Here is an 8,134-nt window from a genome sequence, read left to right as displayed (position 1 = left end):
GGCCCTATTTGTACGCACTTTGTCATCCCGAGCGCAGCGAGGGACCTTTGTCGGCGGCTCTAAAGGTCCCTCGCTGCGCTCGGGATGACAATTTTCCCCTATCCGAAATCGCGCGTCATTTTCCCCGGACAGCCCTGCATTCAAATGGCGAAGTGCCCCGTCATACGGGGCGATGGGGTCATGGGCGTCGCAACAAGGTCATGACCCCTCCGCCGGCGTAACGCCGCCACCTACCCATTTGAATGGGGAGGAAGGTGATCCTACTGGGCGATCCAGAACGTGTCGGGCTGGTAGAGGCCGATGTAACCGCCCGGATCCCAGGCGTAGTAGCCTTCCTTCGGGACGTTGCGCACCTTCGGGCCGACCACGATCGGCTGGCGGATGCCGTTGACGGTGCCGATCGAGAAGACCTCGTCGGCGTTGGTGGCGAGGATCTTGTCCCAGGCCTTGCGGCGGTCATCCTCGGTTGCGCCGGCTTCCCATTCCTTCACGTAGTCGAGGAGCTTGCAGGCCGATTCGAGGTCGCACTTCTCGCCCTGCTTGCCCTTGGACTCCACGAACATGCCCCAGCGCGCCCATTGCAGGCCGCCCAGCATGGTCGGCGCGAACTCCTTGGGGCTGGTATTGGGCGTCGGAACCGCCGTCACCGCGCCCGCGAAAGCCGTCATGATGGCTTCACCCGAGGAGGTACGGAGCCGGAAGTTGTCGCGCGTCTGCGGCTTGGTCAGCATCTTGATGCCGATCTTCTTCCAGCCGTCCGCGATCAGGGCGAGCGCGTCATTGTCTTCGGTTTCCTCGCTGGCATGCTCGACGACGATCGTTGCCGGACGGCCGTCGGGCAACAGGCGGATGCCCTGGCTGTCCTTCTTCGTGAGGCCGATCTCGTCCAGCAGCTTGTTGGCGAGCTTGGGATCGTAGTTCGCCCACTTGGTCGCGTACTCGGGCTTGAACAGCTCCGAGCGCGGCATGATCGTGTTGTTGGACGGCTTGGCCAGGCCGATATAGACGACCTGATTGAGTTCCTCGCGGTCGATCGCCAGCGAGAGCGCCCGGCGGAAGCGCACGTCGCGCATGAGCTTGCGCCACTCAGCATCGTTGGTGGTGAGGTTGGGATAGAGCGCGAGCTGCGAACCCGACCCTGCCTCCCACAGGCGCACGTTCACACCCGAAGACTGCGCGCTCTTCTGCAGGAAAGTGTAGTCGCGCATGTTGAGGTAGCGCGGCTGCAGGTCGGCCTCGCCGAGGCCCGCCTTGGCCGGCACCAGGTTGGCGGCCGCCACCGTGAAGATCACCCGGTCGACATAGGGCAGCTGCTGCCCCTTCTCGTCGATGCGGTGATAGTAGGGATTGCGCAGGTAGACGAAGCGCTGCGCCGGCGACGCCGTCGTGCCCACCCAGGGGTTGAGCGTGGGCAGATCGACGTTGTCGGCGGCGTACATCACGTCCAGGCGTCGATAGATCGACAGCCAGCTCTGTTGGCCGCCCCGGGCGGACTTCAGGATCTCGGCCTCGGGCGTGTACCTGGCGTGGAACTTCTTCAGGTAATGGGCAGGTCGGAAGAGGAACAGGGGGGCGGCGCGCGCCTGGCTCTCGATGAAGTAGGGGTTGGGCTTGTCCCATGTGTACTTGATGGTGAGCGGGTCGATGATCTCGACCTTGGGCGGTTGTCCGTCGACCAGGAGCTCGACATTCGGCCCTCCTGCGGAGACATCCTTGTTGTTGGCGACGTCTTCCCAGAAGAAGCGGAAATCCTCGGTCGTGAACGGGTGGCCATCGGACCATTTGTGTCCGGCACGCAGCTTGAACGTGAACTCGCGGCCGTCCTTCACCTCGTAGCTCTCGAGGATGTCGGGCTTCAGCTTGAACTTGTCATCGTAGACGATCAGGCGGGTGTAGCTGAAGACCGTCATCAGGCGCGTATCGCGCGAACTGGCCACCAGCATGTTGAGCTGGCCGCCCTGCTGTCCGGGACCGTCACCGCCCGCGAACTGCCTCACGACCAAGGGCTGCTCGGGGACGCGCTTGTCGACCGGAGGCAGGGCGCCGGACTTCACCTGGTCGGCGAGCATCGGCGTTTCCTTGAGGGCGGGCACGGGATCGGCAGCGAAGGCAGGCCCCGCCATCCACCCGAAGACCAGTGCTGCCGTCAGAACGCGTCTCTTCATCTCAAGTCCTTCACCGATTGCCTGCGGGCAGCAGGCCGTTCCTGCTGGTTCCGCCGGGCGAGTGCCCGGGGGGCGATAAAATCGTCCCGAAGTGCCACCGTCAATGCTGGCCGTCGCCTGTGACGCCACGTTGACGTGATGGAGGAGACGCGCAAGAAAACCATCGAAATTGAAAGATTCGAGGGAACGATGACGAGCGGCCTTGAGAGCGACTTCGTGACGCTACACGAGATCGTAAAAGCGGCGAAAATCAGGCTTAGTCCGAATATCTGGGATTATTTGATCGGCGGTACCGAGACCGAGACCACGCTGCGTCGCAACCGGCTGGCGCTCGACACGGTCGCCTTCAAGCCGCGCGTGCTGCGCGACGTTTCGAAGATCGATCCGTCCTCCGAAATCCTCGGGCAGAGGATCCGCCTGCCGGTGATGCTGGCGCCCGTCGGATCGCTGGAATCGTTCGAGCCCGGCGGCGGAATCACCGTCGCCCAGGGGGCAGGCGCGGGCAACGTGGCGATGTTGATCAGCTCGGTGACCACCCTCAAGCTCGAGGACATCGTGAAGGGCGGCGCGGGACCCAAGATCTACCAACTCTATGTGCGCGGTGACGATGCGTGGGTCGCGGACCGGGTGAAGCAGGCGATGGACGCCGGCTACGATGCCTTCTGCATCACCGTCGACACGCAGGTCTACAGCCGGCGCGAGCGCGACATCGCCAAGCGCTTCGTGAAGTCGTGGCGTGCGGCGGCCACCGGGCAGGACCATCAGGCGGCCTTCTCCTGGAAGAATTTCATCGCCGTCCGCGAGAAATTCCCCGACGTGAAGTTCATGCTGAAGGGGATCGGCACCGGCGAGGATGCCGAGCTCGCCTGCCAGAACGGCGTCTGGGCGGTCTACTGCTCCAACCATGGCGGCCGTCAGCTTGACCATGGGCGCGGCTCGGCCGAGGTGCTGCCGGAGATCGTCGAGGCGGTGGCGGGTCGCGCCAAGGTGGCTGTCGACGGCAGCTTCAGCCGCGGCAGCGACATCGTGAAGGCGATCTGTATGGGCGCCGACTGGGTCGGCCTCGGCCGTCTCTACTGCTACGGCCTCGCCGCCGCCGGGGCCGCCGGCATCGAGCGCGTGATCGAGCTGCTCGAAGAGGAGATGAAGGAGGTGATGGGCCTGCTGGGCGTCACCTCGCTGGCGCAGCTCGACAAGAGCTACATCGCGAAGAGCATGCCGACCAACCTGACCGGCGTGCACAGCGCGTTCCCGCTGCTCAACCTGCAGGACGAGGGTTACTGAGCCCTCGTCTTCGGACTGCGGGTTTCACCCCCGCGTGTCTATTCTGCGCCATGCGGGCTCTCGCGCCTCAGAAGGCGCTGCCGCCCGCCAGAGGCTAGCGCTGCGCGCTAGCCTCTACCAACAAACGGCATCTTCGTGGCCATCACGGTCATGAACTGCACGTTGGCGTCGAGCGGCAGGCTGTCCATGTAGACGATGCCATTCGCCACGGCGGAGACGTCCATGCGCGGCTCGGCGATGGTCGTGCCGTTGGGCTGCAGGACACCCTTGGTCATGCGTTCGGTCATCGGCGACACGGCATTGCCGATATCGATCTGGCCGCAGGCGATGTCGTAGGCGCGGCCGTCGAGCGACGTCGACTTGGTGAGGCCGGTGATGGCGTGCTTGGTCGAGGTGTAGGCCACCGAGAAGGGCCGCGGCGCATGCGCCGAGATCGAGCCGTTGTTGATGATGCGGCCGCCGCGCGGCGTCTGGTCCCTCATGATCTTCATGGCTTCCTGCGTGCACAGGAACGGTCCCGTCAGGTTCGCCGCCACGACGTTCAACCAGGTCTCGTAGGGCAGCTCCTCCAGCGGCACGGGCGGCGCGCCACCGCCGGCATTGTTGAACAGCAGGTCGAGGCGACCCCAGGTGGCCTTCACCTTGGCGAACAATGCCACGATGTCGTCGCGCTTGGTGACGTCGGTCGGTACGGCGAGCGCATTCGGTGCGTTGTTGCCGGCCATCGACGCCGTCTCGTCCAGCGCCTCCTTGCGGCGCCCCGCCAGCGCGACCTTGTAGCCGTTGTTCAGCAGGGCCAGCGCCGAGGCGCGGCCGATGCCGCTGCCCGCGCCGGTGACGACGGCGATCTTTCCACTCATGGGTTCGTTTCCTCTCCTCGAAGGAGCGGACCCTAGCAGACCGGCGCCCCGCAGTTGAAGGGCAACGCGCTACCGCAGCGTGTCGAGGTAGGCCCGCCAGCCGCCCAGCGACGTGATGTCCTGCGCATCCTGCGCCGCGTGTGCCTCGCAGAGGAACCCCGCGACGTCGGTCCCGTCGGCCAGACTCACCCTGCCGAGGCCGAGCGGCGCGGGGATGCGTCGGAGCAGGTCGCCGATCCTCTCGGCCGGCAGGCTCCAGACTTCAAGTTCGATGGCGCTGCCGCCCTCGCTGACGCGCACCAGGCCCGGCCGATGGGGCGGGCCGCCGGGCAGGGCATAGAAGCGATAGGTGGGGGCGGTCTTGCCGGCGCTCTGCAGCCGGCCGCCCAGCTCCAGAAGCTGGCCGTTCAGGGGGAGACCGCTCATATGCGCGCCGACCACGGCGACGGGCACGCGATCCTCCACGACGACGGGATCGCTCTCAGGCTGAGGCAGGCGGCTCATCGTCTTGCCAAGCGGCAGCGGCACCGCGCGTTGCCAGCGGGCGCCGAACGCCAGCAGGGCGCGTTCGGCATGGGCGCGCGAGATCAGGGTGATGCCGAACGGCATGCCATCGGGCCGGAAGCCGGCCGGCACGGCAAGCGCCGAGAGGCCGAAGAAGTTCACGAAGTTGGTGTAGTGGCCGAGATGCGAATTGTAGAGCACCGGCTCGCGGTCGAGATCGGCCAGCTTGTAGATCGTGCCGGCCGTGGGCACCGCCAGAAAATCGAGCCCCTTCGTCTCGTTGAAGGCGCGCGCCTTGAGGTCGGCGAGCCGGTACTGGCCCTCGAAGGCATCGACGGCGCTGTACTCGAGGCCGCTCAGCACGATGTTGCGTGTCGTCGGCCAGACGCCCGCCGTGTCGTCGGCGCCCTCCATGAAGGCGCCGACCGCCGCGGTGCGCTCGGCGACCCAGGGGCCGTTGTAGAGAAGCTGCGCGGCATCGCGGAACGGCGCGTAGTCGATCTCGACCGGCGTGCCGCCCAGCCCCTTCAGCCGTTCGATCGATTGCGCATAGAGCGTCGCGTAGGCGACGTCGCCGAAGAACTCCGCGTCCTTCGTGCCGAGGATGCCGAAGCGGAAGGTCCGGCCGATGGCAGGAGTCGCCTGCGGTTCGGCCGCGACGGCGAGCACTGCATCGGCATCGGCGCAGGAAAGCGCGAAGATCGAGGTGCAGTCGAGCGAGCGACAGGCCGGTACCATACCTTCGTTGCTGAGCAGGCCGGGCGTCGGCTTCAGGCCGACGATGTTGTTGAAGCCGGCCGGCACGCGGCCCGACCCCGCGGTGTCGGTTCCCAGCGAGAAGCTCACGAGGCCCGACGAGACCGCGACCGCCGATCCCGAACTCGATCCGCCGGGCACGTACGAGGCGTCGAATGGATTGCGCGGCACGCCATAGGGCGAGCGCACGCCGACGAGGCCGGTGGCGAACTGATCGAGGTTCGTCTTGCCGACCACGATCGCGCCGGCGTCCACCAGGCGCCGTACGACTTCCGCGGAAGCCTTCGCCTCGTAGGCAAAGCCCGGACAGGCCGCGGTCGTCACCATGCCGGCCACGTCGAGATTGTCCTTCACCGCGAAGGGCACGCCATAGAGCGGCAACCGGTCGATATCGTCCCGCCTTGCATCGAGCGCTGCGGCCTGCGCCCGGAGATCGGCGTCGGACGCCCGCGAGATCCAGACCTTGTCGTCGCCCGCGTTTGCGATGCGCTTCAGCACCTCGTCGATGGTCTGACGCACGTCGAGCGTGCCGGCGCGATAGGCGCCGAGCAGCGCGTGAACCCCGAGGTCGAGAAAGCCTGTCATGGGCCGGTTGTAGACAAGCGCCACGGCAATTGCAGCCTCCAGATTCGCGCAGGCATTGGCACGGTCCTTGCCTTCTCGGCTGCGCGGGAAACGGGAGAGCGAGGGTGTGCCATGAAGCGTCGCGCGCATGACACGGCGGCCGGGCTGGCAATCCTGCAGATTCTTCGGCAGCTTGGACAGGAACTGGGCGCGAGCTACCGGCTCATGCGCCGCGATCTCCATGTCGTCTGAAGACCGTCATCCCGATTGAATGAAAGAAGGAAGCGCATGGCCGAAGAGAAGCGTGACGTGGCGCGCATGGTCGAGGAGGGCGCGAAAACCGCAGGCCTCGCGATCGCACCCGAGTATCTGCCCAACGTGATCCTGAACGTCGAGCGCTCCCTGATGATCGCGCGGCCGCTGCTCGAGCTGGAACTCGAGGACGAGCTGATGTCGGCTCCGGTGTTCCGGCCATGAGCGACCCCACGTCGAAGGCCGCGACCGCGACGGAGATCGCGGGCGCCGTGATGAGCGGCAGGGTCAAGGCCGCTGCCGTGATCGACGCCACCCTGAAGCGCGTCGAGGCGGCCGAGCCCACGGTGAACGCCTTCACCGATGTCGTGGCCGCGCGCGCCCGCAAGCGGGCGGCGGAAATCGATGCCGGCCTGCATCGCGGGCCGTTGATCGGCGTGCCCTTCGCGGTGAAGAACCTGTTCGACATTGCCGGCCTGCCGACGCGTGCCGGCTCGAAGATCAACATCGACGGCCCCAAGGCGGAACGCGACGGCGCGCTGGTGCGCAAGCTCGAAGCGGCCGGCGCGATCCTGGTCGGTGGCCTCAACATGGGCGAATACGCCTACGACTTCACCGGCGAGAACGCCCACTATGGGCCGTCGCGCAACCCGCACGACCCGACGCGCATGACGGGCGGTTCGTCCGGCGGCTCGGGCGCGGCGGTGGCGGCGGGCGAGGTGCCCCTGGCGCTGGGCTCCGACACCAACGGCTCGATCCGGGTTCCCTCCTCGCTCTGCGGCCTGTTTGGCCTGAAGCCGACCTATGGACGGCTGAGCCGCGCCGGGTCGTTTCCCTTCGTCGATTCCTTCGATCATCTCGGTCCGATCGCCCGTTCGGCGGAAGACCTGGCGCTCTCCTTCGATGCCATGCAGGGCTGGGATTCGGACGATCCCGTCTGTACCGACCGGCCGGCCGATCCGACGCTGCCGCGGCTGGTCGAAGGCGTCGACGGGCTGCGCATTGCCATTGCCGGCGACTACTTCGCCCGGGGCGGCGAGCCCGAGGCGTTCGAGGCCGTGGCGACCGTGGCCAAGGTGTTGGGCGCCAAGAAGACCGTCGTGCTGCCGCAGGCGGCTGCGGCGCGGGCGGCGGCCTATGTCATCACCGCGATCGAAGGCGCGCAGCTCCATCTGCCACGGCTGCGCACACGACCGCAGGATTTCGATCCCGACACGCGCGAACGCTTCATGGCCGGCGCCCTGCTGCCCGGCGCCTGGTACGTGAAGGCGCAGCGGTTCCGTCGCCAGTATCGCGCCCACGTGCTGAAGCTGTTCGAGGAGGTCGACGTGATCCTGGCGCCGGCCACGCCCTGCACCGCGCCCAAGCTCGGCCAGACCATGATGACGCTGGACGGCGTCGAGCTGGCGGTGCGCGCCAATCTCGGCATCTACACCCAACCGATCTCCTTCATCGGCCTGCCGGTCGCCGTGGCGCCGCTGCAGCGGCCCGGCGGCCTGCCGATCGGCGTGCAGCTCATCGCCAAGCCCTACAACGAACAGGCCGCGCTGCGCGTGGCCGCGCATCTGCAGAAGCTCGGCGTCGCCGCCGCGCCGCCCGCCTGAGGGTCTGACCGGAAATCAATTGAATCGATTCAAGCCCTTACCTCATCCTGAGGAGCGCCGCCCCGCGGCGCGTCTCGAAGGATGGGCAACAGGCAAGGTGCTCGTTCCCACCCTTCGAGACGCATCGCTGCGCGATGCTCCTCAG

At 66.8% G+C, this 8,134-nt stretch carries 6 protein-coding genes; 3 read left to right on the top strand and 3 right to left on the bottom strand.

All coding sequences use genetic code 11. The annotated features are described in order from the left end of the window. Window positions 1–260: 260 nt before the first annotated feature. On the bottom strand, window positions 261–2,165 hold the full coding sequence (locus Q7V45_RS17550; RefSeq protein ID WP_304854344.1) for an ABC transporter substrate-binding protein: 1,905 nt from the start codon (window positions 2,163–2,165) through the stop codon (window positions 261–263). A 189-nt stretch (window positions 2,166–2,354) separates the two neighbouring features. Between Q7V45_RS17550 and Q7V45_RS17545 the strand changes: the two genes are divergently transcribed. Next, window positions 2,355–3,449, top strand: a complete 1,095-nt coding sequence (locus Q7V45_RS17545; protein WP_304854342.1) for an alpha-hydroxy acid oxidase — start codon at window positions 2,355–2,357, stop codon at window positions 3,447–3,449. A 107-nt stretch (window positions 3,450–3,556) separates the two neighbouring features. Here Q7V45_RS17545 and Q7V45_RS17540 read toward each other — a convergent pair whose 3' ends face one another. After that, the gene (locus tag Q7V45_RS17540) at window positions 3,557–4,309 is read right to left on the bottom strand and encodes an SDR family oxidoreductase (protein WP_304854340.1); all 753 of its coding nucleotides are present in this window, start codon (window positions 4,307–4,309) and stop codon (window positions 3,557–3,559) included. 69 nt (window positions 4,310–4,378) lie between these two features. Beyond that, window positions 4,379–6,154 (bottom strand): allophanate hydrolase, encoded by a 1,776-nt coding sequence (atzF, locus tag Q7V45_RS17535; protein ID WP_304854354.1) that lies wholly within the window; start codon window positions 6,152–6,154, stop codon window positions 4,379–4,381. 267 nt (window positions 6,155–6,421) lie between these two features. Here atzF and Q7V45_RS17530 point away from each other — a divergent pair, with 267 nt between their 5' ends. Further along, complete coding sequence (locus Q7V45_RS17530; RefSeq protein ID WP_304854338.1) at window positions 6,422–6,610, top strand: AtzG-like protein; 189 nt, start codon at window positions 6,422–6,424, stop codon at window positions 6,608–6,610. Then, window positions 6,607–7,989 (top strand): AtzE family amidohydrolase, encoded by a 1,383-nt coding sequence (locus Q7V45_RS17525; protein WP_304854337.1) that lies wholly within the window; start codon window positions 6,607–6,609, stop codon window positions 7,987–7,989. Before Q7V45_RS17530 ends, Q7V45_RS17525 begins: the two co-directional genes overlap by 4 nt. Window positions 7,990–8,134 lie beyond the last annotated feature (145 nt).

It is taken from the genome of Reyranella sp. (assembly GCF_030651995.1).
In the GTDB taxonomy this organism is placed as follows: Bacteria; Pseudomonadota; Alphaproteobacteria; order Reyranellales; family Reyranellaceae; genus Reyranella.
Note: the sequence above shows the minus strand (reverse complement) of the source record. Positions and strands in the feature narration are given on the sequence as shown.

What these genes read in the sequence shown, in the direction of transcription:
- Q7V45_RS17550 (WP_304854344.1), bottom strand. Translation starts at nt 2,165, where the DNA reads ATGAAGAGACGCGTTCTGACGGCAGCACTGGTCTTCGGGTGGATGGCG.
- Q7V45_RS17545 (WP_304854342.1), top strand. Translation starts at nt 2,355, where the DNA reads ATGACGAGCGGCCTTGAGAGCGACTTCGTGACGCTACACGAGATCGTA.
- Q7V45_RS17540 (WP_304854340.1), bottom strand. Translation starts at nt 4,309, where the DNA reads ATGAGTGGAAAGATCGCCGTCGTCACCGGCGCGGGCAGCGGCATCGGC.
- atzF (WP_304854354.1), bottom strand. Translation starts at nt 6,154, where the DNA reads ATGACAGGCTTTCTCGACCTCGGGGTTCACGCGCTGCTCGGCGCCTAT.
- Q7V45_RS17530 (WP_304854338.1), top strand. Translation starts at nt 6,422, where the DNA reads ATGGCCGAAGAGAAGCGTGACGTGGCGCGCATGGTCGAGGAGGGCGCG.
- Q7V45_RS17525 (WP_304854337.1), top strand. Translation starts at nt 6,607, where the DNA reads ATGAGCGACCCCACGTCGAAGGCCGCGACCGCGACGGAGATCGCGGGC.